Annotated in this window: 16 protein-coding genes and 1 tRNA gene; 3 read left to right on the forward strand and 14 right to left on the reverse strand. The window is 59.4% G+C overall.

Annotated features, from left to right (window positions below; genetic code table 11):
• Positions 1-9 precede the first annotated feature (9 nt).
• On the reverse strand, positions 10-945 hold the full coding sequence (locus ACYU7Z_RS07580) for a 1-phosphofructokinase family hexose kinase (protein ID WP_460568993.1): 936 nt from the start codon (positions 943-945) through the stop codon (positions 10-12).
• 173 nt (positions 946-1,118) lie between these two features.
• On the opposite strand from ACYU7Z_RS07580, the gene ACYU7Z_RS07585 reads away from it, so the two are divergent.
• Positions 1,119-1,192: transfer RNA gene (locus tag ACYU7Z_RS07585), tRNA-Met, on the forward strand.
• 65 nt (positions 1,193-1,257) lie between these two features.
• Here ACYU7Z_RS07585 and ACYU7Z_RS07590 read toward each other — a convergent pair.
• The 4 genes from ACYU7Z_RS07590 to ACYU7Z_RS07605 form a co-directional block, all read right to left on the reverse strand.
• Entirely contained in the window at positions 1,258-1,875 is a 618-nt protein-coding gene (locus tag ACYU7Z_RS07590) for a hypothetical protein (RefSeq protein ID WP_460568995.1), read from the reverse strand.
• A 268-nt stretch (positions 1,876-2,143) separates the two neighbouring features.
• Positions 2,144-2,545, reverse strand: coding sequence for a response regulator (locus tag ACYU7Z_RS07595; RefSeq protein WP_460568997.1), 402 nt, complete (start codon positions 2,543-2,545; stop codon positions 2,144-2,146).
• A 291-nt stretch (positions 2,546-2,836) separates the two neighbouring features.
• On the reverse strand, positions 2,837-3,034 hold the full coding sequence (locus ACYU7Z_RS07600; RefSeq protein ID WP_460568999.1) for a hypothetical protein: 198 nt from the start codon (positions 3,032-3,034) through the stop codon (positions 2,837-2,839).
• Between the two features lie 138 nt (positions 3,035-3,172).
• Positions 3,173-3,358 carry a hypothetical protein gene (locus ACYU7Z_RS07605; protein WP_460569001.1) on the reverse strand — a complete coding sequence of 62 codons (186 nt, stop codon included), beginning with the start codon at positions 3,356-3,358 and terminating at the stop codon, positions 3,173-3,175.
• 208 nt (positions 3,359-3,566) lie between these two features.
• Between ACYU7Z_RS07605 and ACYU7Z_RS07610 the strand changes: the two genes are divergently transcribed.
• Complete coding sequence (locus tag ACYU7Z_RS07610) at positions 3,567-4,697, forward strand: DUF3078 domain-containing protein (protein WP_460569003.1); 1,131 nt, start codon at positions 3,567-3,569, stop codon at positions 4,695-4,697.
• 119 nt (positions 4,698-4,816) lie between these two features.
• On the opposite strand, the gene ACYU7Z_RS07615 is transcribed toward ACYU7Z_RS07610, so the two are convergent.
• The 4 genes from ACYU7Z_RS07615 to ACYU7Z_RS07630 all read right to left on the reverse strand — a co-directional run bounded on the left by ACYU7Z_RS07615 (position 4,817) and on the right by ACYU7Z_RS07630 (position 8,972).
• On the reverse strand, positions 4,817-5,872 hold the full coding sequence (locus ACYU7Z_RS07615) for a response regulator (protein ID WP_460569005.1): 1,056 nt from the start codon (positions 5,870-5,872) through the stop codon (positions 4,817-4,819).
• Between the two features lie 229 nt (positions 5,873-6,101).
• Entirely contained in the window at positions 6,102-6,473 is a 372-nt protein-coding gene (locus ACYU7Z_RS07620) for a response regulator (protein WP_460569007.1), read from the reverse strand.
• Positions 6,474-6,540: 67 nt separating this feature from the next.
• The gene (locus ACYU7Z_RS07625; RefSeq protein ID WP_460569009.1) at positions 6,541-8,109 is read right to left on the reverse strand and encodes a sensor histidine kinase; all 1,569 of its coding nucleotides are present in this window, start codon (positions 8,107-8,109) and stop codon (positions 6,541-6,543) included.
• Positions 8,110-8,144: 35 nt separating this feature from the next.
• On the reverse strand, positions 8,145-8,972 hold the full coding sequence (locus tag ACYU7Z_RS07630; protein WP_460569011.1) for an adenine nucleotide alpha hydrolase family protein: 828 nt from the start codon (positions 8,970-8,972) through the stop codon (positions 8,145-8,147).
• Positions 8,973-9,184: 212 nt separating this feature from the next.
• Between ACYU7Z_RS07630 and ACYU7Z_RS07635 the strand changes: the two genes are divergently transcribed.
• On the forward strand, positions 9,185-9,568 hold the full coding sequence (locus ACYU7Z_RS07635) for a hypothetical protein (RefSeq protein WP_460569013.1): 384 nt from the start codon (positions 9,185-9,187) through the stop codon (positions 9,566-9,568).
• 15 nt (positions 9,569-9,583) lie between these two features.
• On the opposite strand, the gene ACYU7Z_RS07640 is transcribed toward ACYU7Z_RS07635, so the two are convergent.
• The 5 genes from ACYU7Z_RS07640 to ACYU7Z_RS07660 form a co-directional block, all read right to left on the reverse strand.
• The gene (locus ACYU7Z_RS07640) at positions 9,584-10,009 is read right to left on the reverse strand and encodes a hypothetical protein (RefSeq protein ID WP_460569015.1); all 426 of its coding nucleotides are present in this window, start codon (positions 10,007-10,009) and stop codon (positions 9,584-9,586) included.
• 19 nt (positions 10,010-10,028) lie between these two features.
• Complete coding sequence (locus tag ACYU7Z_RS07645; RefSeq protein WP_460569017.1) at positions 10,029-10,490, reverse strand: pyridoxamine 5'-phosphate oxidase family protein; 462 nt, start codon at positions 10,488-10,490, stop codon at positions 10,029-10,031.
• 116 nt (positions 10,491-10,606) lie between these two features.
• Positions 10,607-13,087: a glycosyltransferase family protein gene (gene glgP / locus ACYU7Z_RS07650; protein ID WP_460569019.1), complete on the reverse strand. Its 2,481-nt coding sequence runs from the start codon at positions 13,085-13,087 to the stop codon at positions 10,607-10,609.
• A 74-nt stretch (positions 13,088-13,161) separates the two neighbouring features.
• A complete protein-coding gene (gene ftsH / locus ACYU7Z_RS07655) occupies positions 13,162-15,105 on the reverse strand; it encodes an ATP-dependent zinc metalloprotease FtsH (protein WP_460569021.1) in 1,944 nt (647 codons plus the stop codon).
• Positions 15,106-15,147: 42 nt separating this feature from the next.
• Positions 15,148-15,777 (reverse strand): phosphoribosyltransferase, encoded by a 630-nt coding sequence (locus ACYU7Z_RS07660; protein ID WP_460569023.1) that lies wholly within the window; start codon positions 15,775-15,777, stop codon positions 15,148-15,150.
• Between the last annotated feature and the right edge of the window lie 16 nt (positions 15,778-15,793).

Genomic DNA, 15,793 nt, shown 5'->3' on the forward strand with positions numbered 1-15,793 from the left:
CGGCGTCGGCTAGGCGGGCAGGGGCCGGTTGCGGAGCACCCACTGGTAGCAGGATTCCACGTCGGGGCGCGTGAACAGTTGTGTGCCTTCATGCTGCGTGGCGGCCGACCCGCAGGCAACGCCGAACGCAACGGCATCCGAAAGGTTGGCGCTGGTACCGAGCTTCCAGGCGAGGCCTGCAAGCAGGCTGTCGCCCGCGCCGGCGCTGCTTTTTACCTGAAGCGGGGGCGCGGCAAAGTGCTGCGTTTCGTTGCGGCTGACGAGTAATGCGCCCGCCGCGCCCAGCGAAACGACAAAAGCCGAGACGTTGTAGCGGGCGATAAGGTCTTTTGCCACCTGCTCCACATCGGCGGCCGTGAGCGAGGGATTGTCGCTCAGCGCGGCGAGTTCCCGCAGGCTTGGTTTGAGCAGGTAGATGCCGGCCCCGAGCAATTCCTCCAACGCCTCGCCGGAAGAATCGCCCAGCACCCGGATGCCGGCCTTGCGGGCCTTCAGCACCCAGCGCCGCAGGTAGCCTCCGGGCAGCCGGGGCGGCATGCTCCCGCTGATGATCAGGGCCGTCGTCTCGGGCGGAAGGTCGGTAGCCAGCAGCTGTTCCAGCACCTCGGGCTCGAGCGGCTCGCCGGGCAGTACGAAGCGGTACTGCTGGCCGTCGTCCTCCGAAAGCACCGAAACGCTTTCCCTTGTTTCGGCGCTGCTCTCCACGCTGCGGACGGGGATTCCGGCTTTTTGCAGCTCCTCGCGGAGGCGCTGCCCGCTGCAGCCACCGGAGGGAAACAGCGCCAGGGTGCTGCCGCCGAGGATGTGTACGGCGCGGCTCACATTGATCCCGCCGCCACCCGCATCAACGCGGAGGCCGCTGCCGCGCAGCTTTTTTTCCGGCAGCAGCTGCGGCACGCGGAACGAGAGGTCCAGCGCCGGGTTCAGCGTGAGGGTCACGATCATGGCAACGTTTTGTGCAAAACTCGGGAGCCGCCTCCGCCTCCCCGCTGACCACCATCAGTGGCGGCGCCCCGGCCCGTCAGGGAGCGGGCTGAAAAAGAAAGTTCTTGCATTTTTACACGAGGCGCCTTATTTTTGCAACCCTTTCCGCGCCTGCCCTGGCATCGCGCGGGAATGCCGAGGTAGCTCAGCTGGTTAGAGCATCGGATTCATAACCCGAAGGTCGGCAGTTCAAGTCTGCTCCTCGGTACAAAGCCCTGACAAGAATGTCAGGGCTTTTACTTTAAACACAATAACGCCAAAAGAGCCAGCCGCCTATTGGTAATCCTGAAAACGCACCTGGCCGAAATCTCTCACGGTACGTACCTCGGATGTCGACTTCCCGTCTTCCCGGCAATTGTAGTCGTTCCGTCCCACCTTGTGCAGGACCCAGTCCTGCTTGCGTGGGTCATACCGGAAGGTGACGATAACCTGGGTCTTATCGCAGTCGCCGAAGAGCTGTTCGAAGGAGCAAAAATTTCCGTTGATGACGATGCCCCGGTAAGGGTCACCTACACCACCGCCTCCGCAGGTCGTGCAGTCGAGCAGGTTCGTATTGGATGCCGCTACCCGGTAGGCGCCGTTTTTCATACCCGTGAGGATGACCGCCATCCGGCAATGCGTATCATGGAGGCCAGTGATTGAATCGCAACTGAAATTACTTTGCAGCACGGCGAGGGCATCTGCGGTTCCGTCCGCATTCAGGTCGGCGATTGCCGAGTCTTCCAGGGAATAATCCGGGAAAGAACTGCCAAGCACCGTCGCGAGATTCGTTGGCTCAACTTCCGCGCTTTGCCCCGAGGCGGGCGGCGGCGGAAGTGTCGTGTCTGCAACGATGGCTGCACTGCGCGTGGCGGTGTTCTGGCCGTTCTCACACGAAGACAGCAGGAACAAAGAAACCAGCAAGATTACAGCAGTTATTCGCATGAGGTTTGCCGAGGGGCGCAGGTCGGTTAATCCTGCTAAAGGTATCGATACCATTGCAAATACTAAGTTGGCAGTTCAAGTCTGCTCCTCGGTACAAAGCCCTCGAAAGAGGGCTTTTACTTTTGGCATCTGCATCGGATTCCTATCCGCCAGCCGGCGGACGGCAGTTCAAGCGGGCTCCTCGCAAGGTGATCTTCAGCAACCATCAATGCGAACGACGTGCTGGCTCACCGCACTATTTGGGTCCGCATATCCCGAGAAACTTCCCCGCCAATGTGCGTATGTTCTCAACGGAAAGGGGCTTTGTGACCATCTCCACGCCGTACTTGTCGCAGAACGCTTTATCCAGCGGGCTGCTGGATGTGGTGAACACGATCACGGGAATATTTTGGTAGTCGGGTTGCTTCTTCATTTCCACCAGCGTATCGCGCCCGTTCATCTTCGGCATGTTCATGTCGAGCACAACCAGGCAGGGTATTGCCTGCTGCCGCTTCGCAACGTTCAGGTAGTCCAGCGCCTCCTGGCCATTGGATGCGGTGTCGACGTCAGTTTCAGGGGCTATCTCCCGCACAATTCGTACAAACAAATCAAGGTCATCAATATCATCGTCTACCCACAGGATCTTATGTTTTTCCATAACGTATGACCATTAATGCATTACTACCAGCAACCGATCCGACAACGATTCCAACGCAGGCAGGCCTCGAATGTACCGGCAAGGCTGCGCAGCGAAAAAGCCCCTTTGCGGGGCTTCCTTCTCATCAGACGCTCGCCTGATGGCGCAATACCGGCAGATGAGAGTCTGTTGGAATTCGTCTTTTCCCTTTACCCGTTGCAAAGGAACAAAAAAGGTGTTTTTCGATAAGTTAGCAATGCTGAAGAATCGATAAACGTGCCAATTCAAAGTGCTGTTGAAAATTTTGACAGGCTACTCCGGAACGATGAAATCCGGTGCCGCGTCGATTGTCGCCCCATACTGCTCGCGGGCGAAGGAAAGGCAGTCGCCGCTGAAAGTGCCGGTAAGCTTGCAATTCTCCACATCAGTAGTGACATGGACGATTTTGCAGGCAATGATAAATTCAGCCATGTCCGCCCGTGACGGAAAGGCTAGTACAACTTTATGCATGGTCCAGTCTAATGGTAAGGGTTCGTCTACCACACAAAGTAGACCTAAAAAACTGCTTCACTGAATAAACATTGGCGGGTAAGGGATTGTCGCAAGCGCTGGCCCTCTACTCAACAGCTTCAAGAGCAACAAGGCGACCTAGTTGAATTCGGGTTCCGCCGACGCACGGTTCTGATTCCCGGCGGGATGGCTGTCCGGCAACCGTACTTTTTTATACAGGGCAATTTCGAGCTCCGTGACAGCATGCCGGTATTCCTGCACGGATTCCCAGGGAGTGCCGTCGAGCAGGGCGTCTTTCAGCTTTACGGCGGCATTGGCGTACATATCTTTCAATGTATCCAGATCAAGGTTAAGGAGCTTATTGTGGTCCACTTTTGCTGGTGTTATGGGTGATTGGCGGCTAACAGAAAACACTTCAACTAGTGTACCGAAGGGCTAAGGGCGGTTGCAAAATAGAAGGTTTTGTGAATTTGCTAACGGTTGAGTTGAACGGCATACGGGAGTTTAAGAAGAAGTACCTAAATCGCGGTAAATGAAACCGAAGCCCCGGCTCTCCCTGGCTACCAACTTGGGCTTTGAACGCCAGCTCCGCGGCTTAGCAAAGGTCCGGCTTCAAAAAGATACTATTGCCCGGCCGGAAGCCACAGACTGGCACCTGTCTACCTTCACTCCTGACCCTTACCGCGTAACGCTCAAATCAAAACCAATGAAAAAGCTACTCCTGCTTGTGCCCGTATTCATTGCGGCCAGCAGACTCTTCGCACAGGATCAAACCGTACAGGATCTGAAGAACGCAAGTGCAAAGGCCATCGCTAAAGATGCCAATGACACGATCCCGAAAACATGGAAAACGGGCGGCCTGTTCAATTTCAACTTCGGGCAAACGTCGCTTTCGAATTGGGCCGCCAGCGGAGACGACTTTCAATTGAATCTAAACGCATTTTTGAACCTGCATGCCTTTTATGCCAGGGACCGGAAAGCCTGGGACAACAGCCTTGACCTTGCTTTCGGATTGATCAGAACCACGTCGCTGGGAAGCCGGAAAAGCGACGACAAGATCGACCTTACTTCAAAATATGGCTACCAGCTAACGCCAACCAGCAAGTGGTACGCCAGTGCCCTGTTCAATTTCCGGACACAGTTTGCACCGGGCTTTACGTACCCCACTCCTACAACCTCCACGAAAATTTCCGACTTCCTCTCGCCCGGCTACGTGTTGCTGTCGCTCGGACTCGATTACAAGCCCAGTAAGAATTTCTCCCTGTTCCTATCGCCCATCACGAGCCGCTGGGTGATCGTTACAGCTACCGGCTTGAATCCGCTTACGCCAACCCAGCAAGGGAACGTATACGGTGTACCGCTCGGCAAAACCGTCAACAACGAGATCGGTGCTTACCTGAATGCCAACTATATGAAAGATCTGGTCAGGAACCTGACTTACAAGGGAAAGCTTGAATTGTTTTCCAATTACAAGCACAATCCCCAAAACATTGATGTCTATATGACCAACCTGCTCAGCGCAGACGTTTTCAAAGGGCTTTCCTTCAATCTTGGCCTCGACCTGATTTATGATGATGATGTAAGAATATTCGGCGAAAACGCGAACGGGGCAAGGACGCAGCTGAGGGAATATATTGGCATCGGCTACCTGAAAAAATTCTGATCGTTGTCCTGGTACAGAAGCTTTGCTTTTCCTTTTTCCATGTCACAACGGTGCGTCGTAGTGCGCGCCGCTCCCATCGCCATGCGAAGGCACCGGAAACAAATGCGCGCTTCAGTCTCCTAGTTCACCAGCCGTGACAGCCCTTCCGGGTCCAGGATCGTGATGCGGCCCTCGTCGATGTCGATCAGCTTTTCCGCCCGGAAATCGGTGAGGGTGCGGATAAGCGACTCGGTGGCGGTGCCGGCCATGCAGGCGAGGTTTTCGCGCGTGAGGCTGATGGGGCCGGCCTCGTTGCCCAGCCGGAAGCGCTCCTGGGCGGCAAGCAAGGCGTCGGCCACCTTGCGGCGAAGCGAGTTGTACGCGATCCGCAGCAGCTGCTCCTCCTTGTTGTGTACATCACGGGCCAGCAGCCGGATAAAGCGGCGGCTAACCTGCGGGTTGACGTGTATCAGCTCCTCGAACTCGCTGCGCGGGATGGCAGCGACCTCGGCGTCTTCAAGGGCGTCGGCATTTTCGCGGTAGAGCGTGTTTTCCAGCAAGGCGATGTAGCCAAAGAACTCACCCTCGTTGACGATCTTCAGAATGAGCTCCTTTCCCTCCTCGTTGGTCTTGTACACCTTCACCTTTCCTTTCTTTAGGTAATACAGGCGCAACGGGTGATTGCCCTCGGAGAAGATGCGTTGCTTCTTCTTGTAGCGATCGATGTGGCGTCCTGCGACGAAGCTGCGAAGCGCTTCCTCGCCACCCGAGGCGCTGATCAGCTCATTCACGCCATCGATGCCCGTACCGCTGGCCCTGCGCAGCAGGTCGGCCTTCCGGAGCCTGCTTTCAACGGTGCGCAGCAGGTCGCCGGTATCAAAGGGCTTGCTGATGTAATCGTCGGCGCCCAGCGACATGCCCTGGCGCAACTCGCTCAGCTCTGATTTGGCCGTAAGGAAGATGAACGGCGTTTGCTGCAGCTGTGCATCGCGCTGGAGCATATGCAGCACACCGTAGCCATCGAGCTCCGGCATCATGATGTCGCAGATGATCAGGTCGGGCCTGCTGTGGAACGCTTCGATGACACCCTCCTTGCCGTTGCGCGCCGTGGTCACTTTGTAATGCGATAATTCGAGTAGTTCGGCCGTATTCTCGAGGATATCAGGATTGTCTTCGATCACGAGGATCTTTTTCATAGCTGGTTCTTTAGTTGGTTGCCCCCGGGGCGCGACACAATTCTTCCGGCACACGAAATTTCCTCTTGTATCCTGCTGCTGCTAATTCTTCTGTTGATTGTTGCTGTTGGAAAAAGCCCATCGGGAAAAGGCCGCGCGTCCGCCAGGTGGGACAGGTAAACTGGCACAAACGGGGTGCCATGGTTACCGGGAACAGCTTTGAAGAAAGTTGAAGCGCATACAACCGCGCTTAGCTGCGCGAACTCAGCGTACGTCCTACGATGGTCAGCAGCTCGGCCGACGAGAAAGGCTTTTTCAGAAAGCCCTGTGCTTTGCTGCTGAGACTTTGCTGGAGCTCCACTCCGGCCGTGCCGGCGGAGAAGAACACGACGGGGATGAACAGCGTGCGGCTGTCTGCCCGCGACATCTCCAGGAAATGCTGGCCGCCCGTTCCGGGCATCATGATGTCGCAGAGCACCAGGTCGGGTTGTGCCTCGCGGGCCATCCGGTAGCCCTCGTGCCCGTTGGCTGCCATCAGCACATCATACTGGTGCATGCTGAGTAGTTCGGCCGTGTTCTCCCGGATCTCAGGGTTGTCTTCGATGATCAGGATCTTTTTCATTGGTATAAACTTCGTGGATGAATGCGGCCACAACTATGAGTGCGGTCAGTCGCGCCGCTGGTTTTGGTTATGTCTCCTTCGAAAGCGGCAGTCGCACACGAAACTCGGTGCCCTCCCGCTCGCTGCTTACAAAATCGATGTGGCCCCGCAGCAGCCGCACATAGCGGCGCACAATGTTGAGCCCAAGCCCCGTACCCTGTATATGCGCCGCGTTTTCGGCCCGGTAGAACATCCCGAACAGGAGCGGCTTCGCAGCCTCGGGAATCCCGATGCCCTCGTCTTTCACCGACAAGGTCATCGAATCGTTGCGCACGGTGGCACGCAGCCACACGCTCGTCTCGGGCGGCGAATATTTGAGCGCATTCGACAGCAGGTTAAGCAGGATGTTGCGGAGGATCTTGCGGTCCTGCCACACCCACTCGTCGCCCTCGTAAATGAGGTGCATATATTGATTTTTCTTTTGCGCGAGAAAGCTCATTTCCTCGAGAAGGTCACGGAGGAATTCGCTCAGGTCGAACCGCGACGCATGGATCGACACGCGGCTGTTCTCCAAGCGGTCGAGCGAAAGGAAGTCATCGAGGATGCCGGTGAGGTCGAACACCGCCGACTTGATCTTTTCGAGATGCTTGGCGCGCTTCGCCTCCTGGTCGGGCCCCTGGTACAGTTCGAGCAGGCCGATGCTCGACAGGATGGTGCTCAGGGGCGTGCGGAACTCGTGCGAGGCCATCGACACGAACTGCGACTTCATGTTGTTCAGCGCCTTTTCGCGCTCCAGCGAAGCCGTCAGCTCAAGTGTGCGCTCGCGCACCAGCTGCTCCAGCTGCTCATTCACCTCCTGGAATTCCTTCTCGGTGTTCTTGCGCTGCGTGATGTCGTAGCGGATCGAAACGTACTGGTACGGCTTACGCTTTTCATCCAGGAAAGGCACAATGGTCGTATCGACCCAGTAGTAGCTTCCATCCTTCGCTCGGTTCTTCAGCTCACCGCGCCACACCTTTCCCTGTGCGATGCTCCGCCAGAGTCCGCGGATAAAATCGCGTGAATGAAAGCCCGAGTTGATAAGGCGATGATCCTGCCCGATGAGCTCCTCGCGGCTGTAACCGGATATCGCGCAGAAATTTTCATTGACAAACCTGATGATCCCGCGCTGGTCGGTGATCGCAACGATCGACGAAGCGTCGAGGGCCTGCTTGTAGTCCTCGATTTCCGACCGCGAGCGCTGCAGCTGCTGCTCCAGCTCGCGGGAGAGCCGCTCACTCGCGGCACCGGGTTCGTCGCTGTTGTTTTCCTCGCGGATGGAAAGGCTGTAACCGCCGGCGGCGCCGCCCGTTTGCTGCAGCGCAGTGAGGGTAACCCACGCGCGGAAGCTGCTCCCGGCAGGGCGGCGGCAACGGCCGCTGCCGCTGTACTTTCCTGCAGTAGCGGCGGCGTCAAGCCATGCCGACGGACGACCGGCGCGGGTTTCAAAAAGGTCGGTGTATGGGCGCCCGGCCAGTTCCTCCGCGCCGAGCTGCGCGGCGCTTCCGCTCCATGCCGTGATGACACCCTGCGGGTCGAGCAGCAGCAAGGCTTCGTCGCTGCTGCCCGCAGCCGGGTGCCGGCCGGTATTGTGTGTTTGCGCGTTGGATGATTTCATGCGGCCACGTTTGTGAAGGCTGCCCGCGTTCGCGGCTAGCGGTGCGCGATGAATACAGGCAGGCGGTGGCTTTGGATAAGGTCGCCGCAGAAGCTGTTGCGGAAAAGCTCCGACAGCCAGTTGCGCGAAAAGGAGCCCGCAACCAGCAGTGTGTCGTGCCGGTTTTCCATCCAGGTGCGCAGCTCTTCGCGGTTGGTGCCGGCAAGCTGCTGGTAGGTCGCGTTTTTAAAATGCACGCCGGCGAGCTCTTCGATCAGTGCGGCTTCCGGTATTGCTTTGTCCGATCCCTTCGCGGCATGAACGATCGTCGTGGGCATACGCGCCAGCTCCGGGAACAGGTAGGCAAACTGCTTCAGCGCGTACACCGACTCGCGGCTTCCGTCGTAGGCCACGAGCACGCTCGCGGGGAGTTCTGCCTTGTTGGGAAGTACCAGCACCGGGCACTCCGTATCGTGCAGCGCCTGCCGCAGGTAATGCGAGGGCCGTGCGAAGAGGATGCCGTTGTAAAAAGCTTCACCGCTCATAACGAGCAGGTCGGCAAAGCGGCTTTCGTGGCGCAGCGCGGGCAGGGCCAGGTCGTTGACGGCCTCGTGCACGCGGTACGGGATGCGGCTCGCCTGGCAAAGCTCTTCGAAGCGCTTTTTGTGCTGCTGCATCTGCTGCTCCTCTTCTTCCTCGAGCAGTGGCGGGATGGCGGCGCTTGTTTCACCGGCAGCCGCGTAGCTCCATACGTTGGCCAGCGATACCACGGGCGCAAAGAAGCCCGTGGCAAGCACCGGCGAGAGCAGGTGCAGGTGCCGCACAAACGCGATGGTTTCTTCGCTGAAATTGAGCCCGTCGAAAAGCAAGAGAACCTTTTTCATGGGAAAGACTTTTTGTAAAGTGCGATCATTCGGGTCACCCGATTACTGACCGCTTCGGCCATTTTTGCTGATGCTTGTCAGGGCGCGGGCGCCCGCCGGGCCTGTAAAGTATCAGCCCCCGGCACTGACGGGTGTCATGGCTGCCGCTACCTGCCCCGGGTACCTTCGCCACGGATTTTTTGGACCAGCTCACCCTCTTAAACTATTGCTGTATGAAACTCTCCATCGACTCCCGCATGCGGCTCTCCGAGCTGCGGCGCATCTTCCGCAAGTACTATCCCTACCTGCAGCCGCAGGTTTCGCTGCAGGAAGTACCGTCCCCGCCCGGCAAGCCTGCAGCGCCTTCGCCCGACCTGCCGCTGGGGCAACTGGGAGGACGCGAATTTGCCGCCGAGCTCGACATCGACCGTAAAACTACGGTCGCCTCCCTCGAAGACAACCTGCGCCAGCTTTGCGGCGTCAGCATCCGCATCTTCCGCCGCGGCCCCTTTTATTGGGAAGACATCCCGCATAAAGACACGCAGTGCCTCGAACGCCAGAATCAGATTGGACGCGTCGTAACGCGGGGCATGTACGACGCGGAGATCCTGCTGTAAGCAGCAGGCATCGCATCAGGCATCCGGCTTCTTGTTGCCACCGATCCGGTTTTGAATCACAATGGTGTCGGCGAGAAAGTCATCGCACAAATATTTCTTCTCCAGGTATTCGCGCTCACTGCTGAACAGCTCCTTGCGAAGGGCCTTCATCCGGTCGACTAGTGCGGGCTGGAGATGATCGTTGTCGACGGGAATATCCTTTTCATAAAGCGAAGGCTCCAGCTGGTCGATCTGCCGCTTCCGCAGCAGCAGGCTTTCGCGCGCCGCCGTGAGGGTACGCAAATGGATTTCGGTAGTTTCTGCCAGGTTCGGCACAGTATTGAGCTCGAGTACTTCCTCGAGCAGCACCTCCGCCTCTTCGATCTCCTCGAGGTAAAACCCGATGAGGGCGCGCCAGTCGGCGATTTCGTGGATATAATATTCGGAGACGGTGGCAGCCATAAGATGTTGTGTTGAAGGGTCATCCAACCATGCAGGGCGACTGGCTGTCGCTCTCGAAGCAGCCGCTTTTCTCCGTCAGCGAAATGCGGAAGAGGATGCCTTCGATCGCTTCGTCGGATGCCGGCTCGAAGGGCCATAGACGGCCCAGGTGCATCGTTTCGCTCGACACGATGGGAAGGTAGCGGTTCACGAGCGCATGTACTGCGGCGTGCACTTCCGTATCGCTGGTAATCTCCTCGAACACACCCTGCGCGATCACGCTTTTCCAGTTCGCGAGCTCGGTGAACTCATCGGTCTGGAAGCAGATATTCGGGTTCTTCCGCATCATGTCGATCTTTCGCCCGGGCGCGCTGTGGCAGTAAATGTAGGAGCCATCGTAGGTGTAGCTGATCGGCACCACGTAGGTGATCCCATCGGCATGACAGCCGATCCTGCCGACGAGCTGCGTTCGCAGGAAGGATTCGATTTCTTCAGGATTCATTCGGCCTAACAAGGTTGTTGGTTTTAGACTGCTGTAAACCTAACACGACGCCTTTCCAATAATGATGACGGTTCGCGTCGCGGAATACTGACAGGCGTCAGTGTTTGGCGCCAGCGCTACCGCTGCCAGAGGATGAGCGGGCACTCGAGCGGCAGCGACAGTGCGGAATGTACCGGGATGATCCGCGCCGTATAATCCGATGCCGGCCGCGTGGCAGGAACAGTGCCGGCATACAGCGCAGGGCCGGCGCCCGAAGCGGGGCCCCGCAGTTCCATCGCCCGGCGGAAGGGTCCCGATCCTTCCAGGGGCTCCGCATATAATTCCACGCGGATATCGGCTGTAGAAATACTGTTCAGGTACACCTCGATGGAGACGCTGTAATCATCAGCCGTTGCCTCGAATGTCGTTGCACCGAAGCGGAGACCGGGCCAGCGCGCACGCATTGCCGTCAGCCATTCGTTGCAGGCCGTCGCAGCGGCGGCGGTACGCGCCCGGACAGCGCTGTCGGCAGGCAGGTAATAATCCGAAACATATTCCTGCAGCGCACGCACCGATGAGAAGCACGGCGTAAGCCGGGCCATGCTTGCCTTCATCTTCCGCACCCAGCCCTCCGGCACGTTGCTGCCGTTGCGTGTATAAAAAAGCGGAACGACCTCGCGCTCGAGCACCTCGTAAATACGGTTCGCATCGTTCTGGTCGTGCTCGGCATCGCTGCGCCAGGGCAAGCGGTCGCCGAAGGTCCAGCCGCAGTCGTCGCGGTAGGCTTCGTCCCACCAGCCATCGAGCTCCGACAGGTTAAGACCGCCATTAACCAGCACCTTCATCCCGCTCGTGCCACAGGCTTCCCAGGGTCGCCGCGGCGTGTTGATCCAAAGGTCCACACCCTGCACCAGCAGCTCGGTGAGCCGCATATCGTAATCGGCCAGGAACACAACACGCTGCTGCAAACCGTTATCGCGGATAAACGTCACCCAGTCCTGGATCACCGCCAGCGCCTGCAAATCGCTGGGATGCGCCTTCCCTGCGATAACGAGCTGTACCGGGCGCTCCGCGTCCAGCAGCAACCGCTTGAGGCGCTCCGGGTCCGACAACAGCAACCCCGGGCGCTTGTAGGCAACAAAGCGGCGCGCGAAGCCGATGGTCAGGCAGGATGGATCGAACAGGGAGGAGCCCGGCTCAGCGCCGCCCGAGATGGCCAGCTGCCGCGTGAAGCGTTCACGCAGCTCATTGATGAAGCGGCCTGCCTTTTCGGTTCGCAGGGCCCAGATGCGTTCACCGGGCAGGTGCAATATCTCTGCGCCCAGTGCGCCGAGCTTGCCGAGCCAGCGGTCTTTGCCGCAGGCCTCGGTCCAGAGGTCGTCGGCCTCCGGAGAATCCCAGGTGGGCACATGAACACCGTTGGTGACATGACCGAGCGGCACCTCATCGAGCGGCCAGCGCGGAAACAAGGGGGCAAAGAGCGCGCGGCTTACTTCGGCATGAAGACGGCTCACGGCGTTGACGCGCCCGCTGCCGCGAAAGGCCAGCGTGGCCGTGTTGAAGCTGTCAGGGCTGCCTGTGGGATCCTCGCAGCCCAACTCCATCAGTTCATCAAAGGAAATTCCCAGCGCGCCGGCGCAATAGGGCGCCAGGTATTTCCCGAGCAGTGCGCGCGGGTAGCGGTCGAAGCCCGCGCCCACGGCGGTATGCGTGGTAAAGACGGTGCCGCTGCGCGTTGCGAGCAGCGCCGTTGTGAAGGGTACCTGCTGCTCCTTCATGAAATCGGCTGCGCGCTCCAGCACCACAAAAGCCGTATGGCTTTCATTGAGGTGGCATACCTGCGGGCGCCGGCCGAGCGCCTTCAGGAGACGCCAGCCACCGATGCCAAGAATAAGCTGCTGCGCCAGCCGCCGCTCAGGGTCGTCGCCATAAAGATCACTGGTAAGTCCGCGGTGCGCCGGCAGGTTGGCGGCATCGTTGCTGTCGAGCAGCAGCAACTCCGTGCGGCCCACGCGAACGCGCCAGCTCCGCAGCCACAGCGTCGTGCCGGGGAGCGCGAGCTCGATGCGCAGCCAGCGGCCGTCGGCACTGCGCAGGGGCGTTACCGGCAGCTGCCCGGGATCGTTGAAGGGCGCCACGTAGCGCTGCGTGCCATCGGGAGCAATTACCTGGCGCGAATAACCTTGCTGGTACAGGAGCCCCACGGCAACCATCGGCACAGCAAGATCACTGGCGGTCTTCAACAGGTCGCCCGAAACATTGCCGAGTCCACCCGAGTAGATCGGGAGCGCCTCGCTGAGCATGTATTCCATGCTGAAGTAGGCAACCGAAAGATCATGTCCGGGGTGCTGGTGCTGAAACCAGGCGGGCGCGTGTGATCGCTGCCGCTGCTGTTCCGACAGCTCGCGGATCGTTGTGCGCACGATCGGGTCTTTCAGCACAGCGCTGATGTGATCTTCGGCGGCGGTTTGCAGCACCACCAGCGGGTTGTGCGTGAGGTTCCAGAGCACCGGGTCAAGCTCCTGCCAGATCTTGTCGGTGGCATGATTCCAGGACCAGTGAAGATCTGTCGCCAGCTCGTACAGCTGGCGGATGGATTCGAAGTTGTCGCGGGGCATGTGCAAATGAAGCAACGGGAAAGGCCGCCCGCAATGAGCGTCATCAAACAAGCCCGCTAATGCCGGTCAGTCGTTCAGCCAGCCGGGCCACCCGCCGGCAGCGGTCGTTTGCCGAGCACCGCCTCCAGCTCTTCGCGGTAGACGGTTTCCTTCTGCAGCAGGAGCCCGGCAAGCCGGTCGAGTGCTTCCCGGTGCTGCCGCGCGAGCTCGCTTGCGTTGCGGTAGGCTTCGCCCAGCAGGAGCCGCACTTCGTCGTCGATCATCTTCGCGGTGTCTTCACTGTAAGGACGGGTGAAGCTGTTTTCGTGCTGCCCCGTTGAATCGTAAAAGCTGAGGGTGCCAACGCGCTTGCTGAAGCCAAGGAAAGCGATCATCGTGTAGGCTTCGCGGGTTACTTTTTCAAGGTCATCGAGCGCACCGGAGGTTGGCTCACCGAACACCAGTTCTTCGGCGGCGCGTCCGCCAAGGGCGGCACACAGATGCTCGCGAAACTCGGTGGCCGTATGCAGCTGCCGCTCTTCGGGAAGGTAGAAAGCCGCGCCCAGTGAGCGCCCGCGCGGAATGATCGACACCTTGATGAGCGGGTCGATATGCGGGAGGAACCAGCCCACTACGGCGTGGCCCGCTTCGTGGTAGGCGATCACGCGCTTTTCATTTCCCGAGATGACCTTGCTTTTTTTCTCGAGTCCGGCAACGATGCGGTCGATCGCCTCGGCGAACTCGGTTCCCGAAATGATGTCGCGTTTCTTGCGTGCTGCGATGAGTGCGGCTTCGTTACAGACGTTGGCGATATCGGCGCCAGAGAAGCCAGGTGTTTGCGCGGCAAGGGTAGCGACATCGATCGCGCTATCGTACTTCAGCGGACGAAGGTGCACGTGAAAGATCGCTTCGCGCTCGCTGCGGTTGGGCAGCTCCAGGTAGATATGCCGGTCGAAGCGCCCCGGCCGCAGCAGCGCGGGATCGAGCATGTCGGCACGGTTGGTGGCCGCGAGCACGATGACGCCGCTGTTCGACTCAAAGCCATCCATCTCCTTGAGCAGCTGGTTAAGGGTGCTTTCGCGCTCGTCGTTGGAACCCGTGTACAGGGCGCTCTTGCCGCGCGAGCGACCGATGGCATCGATCTCATCGATGAAAACAATGCTCGGGGTGCTTTGCTTGGCGAGGCGGAAAAGGTCGCGCACCCGCGAGGCGCCCACGCCCACGAACATCTCCACGAATTCCGATCCCGACATCGAGAAGAACGGAACCCCGGCCTCACCCGCGACGGCCCGCGCCAGCAGCGTCTTGCCCGTGCCCGGCGGTCCTACGAGGATCACGCCCTTGGGGATCTTAGCGCCGAGCTGCGTAAAGCGCCCGGGACTTTTCAGGAAATCGACGATCTCCCGCACCTCCGTTTCCGCCTCCTCGAGCCCGGCCACATCATCGAAGGTGACCTTGACACCGGTGGTTCCATCCACACGTGCCGCACCCGATTTGTTGAAACCAAACCAGGACTTTTCCTGCCCGGCCGCAGCGCCGCGGATGAGAAAGCGCCATGCCAATAGCATCAGTCCGAGGGGAAGGATCCAGTTGAAGATCGACCAGAAGGTATCATCCCGGTGCAGGTAAATGAGCTCCACGCGCTCGGCGGCCGGGCGGCTTTTCTGGATCTCGTCGATCCGGCGCTCGAGCGATTCCACCGAGCCGATCGTCAGCTCGTACTGTGGTCCCGACGATGCAGCGTTTCGATCGCTCTTCTTTGCGCTGCTTTTCGCGGCAACACTGTCGGCATAGCCGGCGCGCAGGTACACAAGCGCCCGCTCCTTGTTGACTACTTCTATCCTGGCTACGGCCCCGCGCTGGAGCAGGTCCGACAGCTCGTTCAGGCTGCTTTGCTTCGGCGCCTCCGAGCCCGACCCGAATAAATACAATACGAGTAAGGTTGCCGCGATGATGCCGTAGTACAGCAGGAGCCGCCCGCGATGCTTTGGCTTTCGGGTATTGTTCTGGCCGGGTTGCTGGGACGACTCGTTGTTCATGGTCATAGGTTGACGGCGGCCGGGGCGCAAAGCTGCGCACCGCTACGCGAGGGCATGCGCCTTCAGGTCGTCGAGGTAGTGCTGCACGGTTTCATCGGAAACCTGCGTGAACTCCTGGTAGAAAGCACCGACACCCCGGAAATACTCGGGTACATCCAGCACGAAGAGCTCGTCGGCTTCGCGCTGGAGCTTTTCAAAAGCCTCCTGCGAGGCCACGGGCGCGGCGATCAGCAGCTTGGCGGGCTCGGCCTTCCGGAGCGTGCGCAGCAGCGCCAGCAGCGTGTTGCCCGTGGCGACGCCGTCGTCGATCACAAGCACCGTGCGCCCCTTCAGGTCCCGGGGCTCGCGGTCGCCCATGAATTTGCGCTTCATCTCTTGCAGACGGTTACGCACCGCAAGGATCTCGCGGTCGATATACGCGTCGCTGACCGACTCGTGCGGAATGACCATGCTGTCGGTAAGACTTACGGCGCCGATCGCATATTCCTTGTTGTTGGGATGCCCGATCTTCTTCACCAGCATCAGCTCCATCGGCCACTGCAGCGCCGTAGCTACCTCGTAAGCTACGGGCACGCCGCCGCGCGGAACGGCGAGGATCACGCCCTGCTGTTTCCGCAGGAAGCCCAGCTCACGGGCCAGCAGCCGGCCTGCCTCTGTTCGGTTCTCAAACATAGTTTTCGTTTTATTG

It is taken from the genome of Flaviaestuariibacter terrae (assembly GCF_054777635.1).

Bases quoted from the DNA above. Each gene is read 5' to 3' on its own strand.
- ACYU7Z_RS07610 (WP_460569003.1), top strand. From the start codon at position 3,567: ATGAAACCGAAGCCCCGGCTCTCCCTGGCTACCAACTTGGGCTTTGAA.
- ACYU7Z_RS07600 (WP_460568999.1), bottom strand. From the start codon at position 3,034: ATGCATAAAGTTGTACTAGCCTTTCCGTCACGGGCGGACATGGCTGAA.
- ACYU7Z_RS07645 (WP_460569017.1), bottom strand. From the start codon at position 10,490: ATGAATCCTGAAGAAATCGAATCCTTCCTGCGAACGCAGCTCGTCGGC.
- ACYU7Z_RS07595 (WP_460568997.1), bottom strand. From the start codon at position 2,545: ATGGAAAAACATAAGATCCTGTGGGTAGACGATGATATTGATGACCTT.
- glgP (WP_460569019.1), bottom strand. From the start codon at position 13,087: ATGCCCCGCGACAACTTCGAATCCATCCGCCAGCTGTACGAGCTGGCG.
- ACYU7Z_RS07630 (WP_460569011.1), bottom strand. From the start codon at position 8,972: ATGAAAAAGGTTCTCTTGCTTTTCGACGGGCTCAATTTCAGCGAAGAA.
- ACYU7Z_RS07635 (WP_460569013.1), top strand. From the start codon at position 9,185: ATGAAACTCTCCATCGACTCCCGCATGCGGCTCTCCGAGCTGCGGCGC.
- ACYU7Z_RS07605 (WP_460569001.1), bottom strand. From the start codon at position 3,358: ATGTACGCCAATGCCGCCGTAAAGCTGAAAGACGCCCTGCTCGACGGC.
- ACYU7Z_RS07580 (WP_460568993.1), bottom strand. From the start codon at position 945: ATGATCGTGACCCTCACGCTGAACCCGGCGCTGGACCTCTCGTTCCGC.
- ACYU7Z_RS07620 (WP_460569007.1), bottom strand. From the start codon at position 6,473: ATGAAAAAGATCCTGATCATCGAAGACAACCCTGAGATCCGGGAGAAC.
- ACYU7Z_RS07640 (WP_460569015.1), bottom strand. From the start codon at position 10,009: ATGGCTGCCACCGTCTCCGAATATTATATCCACGAAATCGCCGACTGG.
- ftsH (WP_460569021.1), bottom strand. From the start codon at position 15,105: ATGAACAACGAGTCGTCCCAGCAACCCGGCCAGAACAATACCCGAAAG.
- ACYU7Z_RS07625 (WP_460569009.1), bottom strand. From the start codon at position 8,109: ATGAAATCATCCAACGCGCAAACACACAATACCGGCCGGCACCCGGCT.
- ACYU7Z_RS07660 (WP_460569023.1), bottom strand. From the start codon at position 15,777: ATGTTTGAGAACCGAACAGAGGCAGGCCGGCTGCTGGCCCGTGAGCTG.
- ACYU7Z_RS07615 (WP_460569005.1), bottom strand. From the start codon at position 5,872: ATGAAAAAGATCCTCGTGATCGAAGACAATCCTGATATCCTCGAGAAT.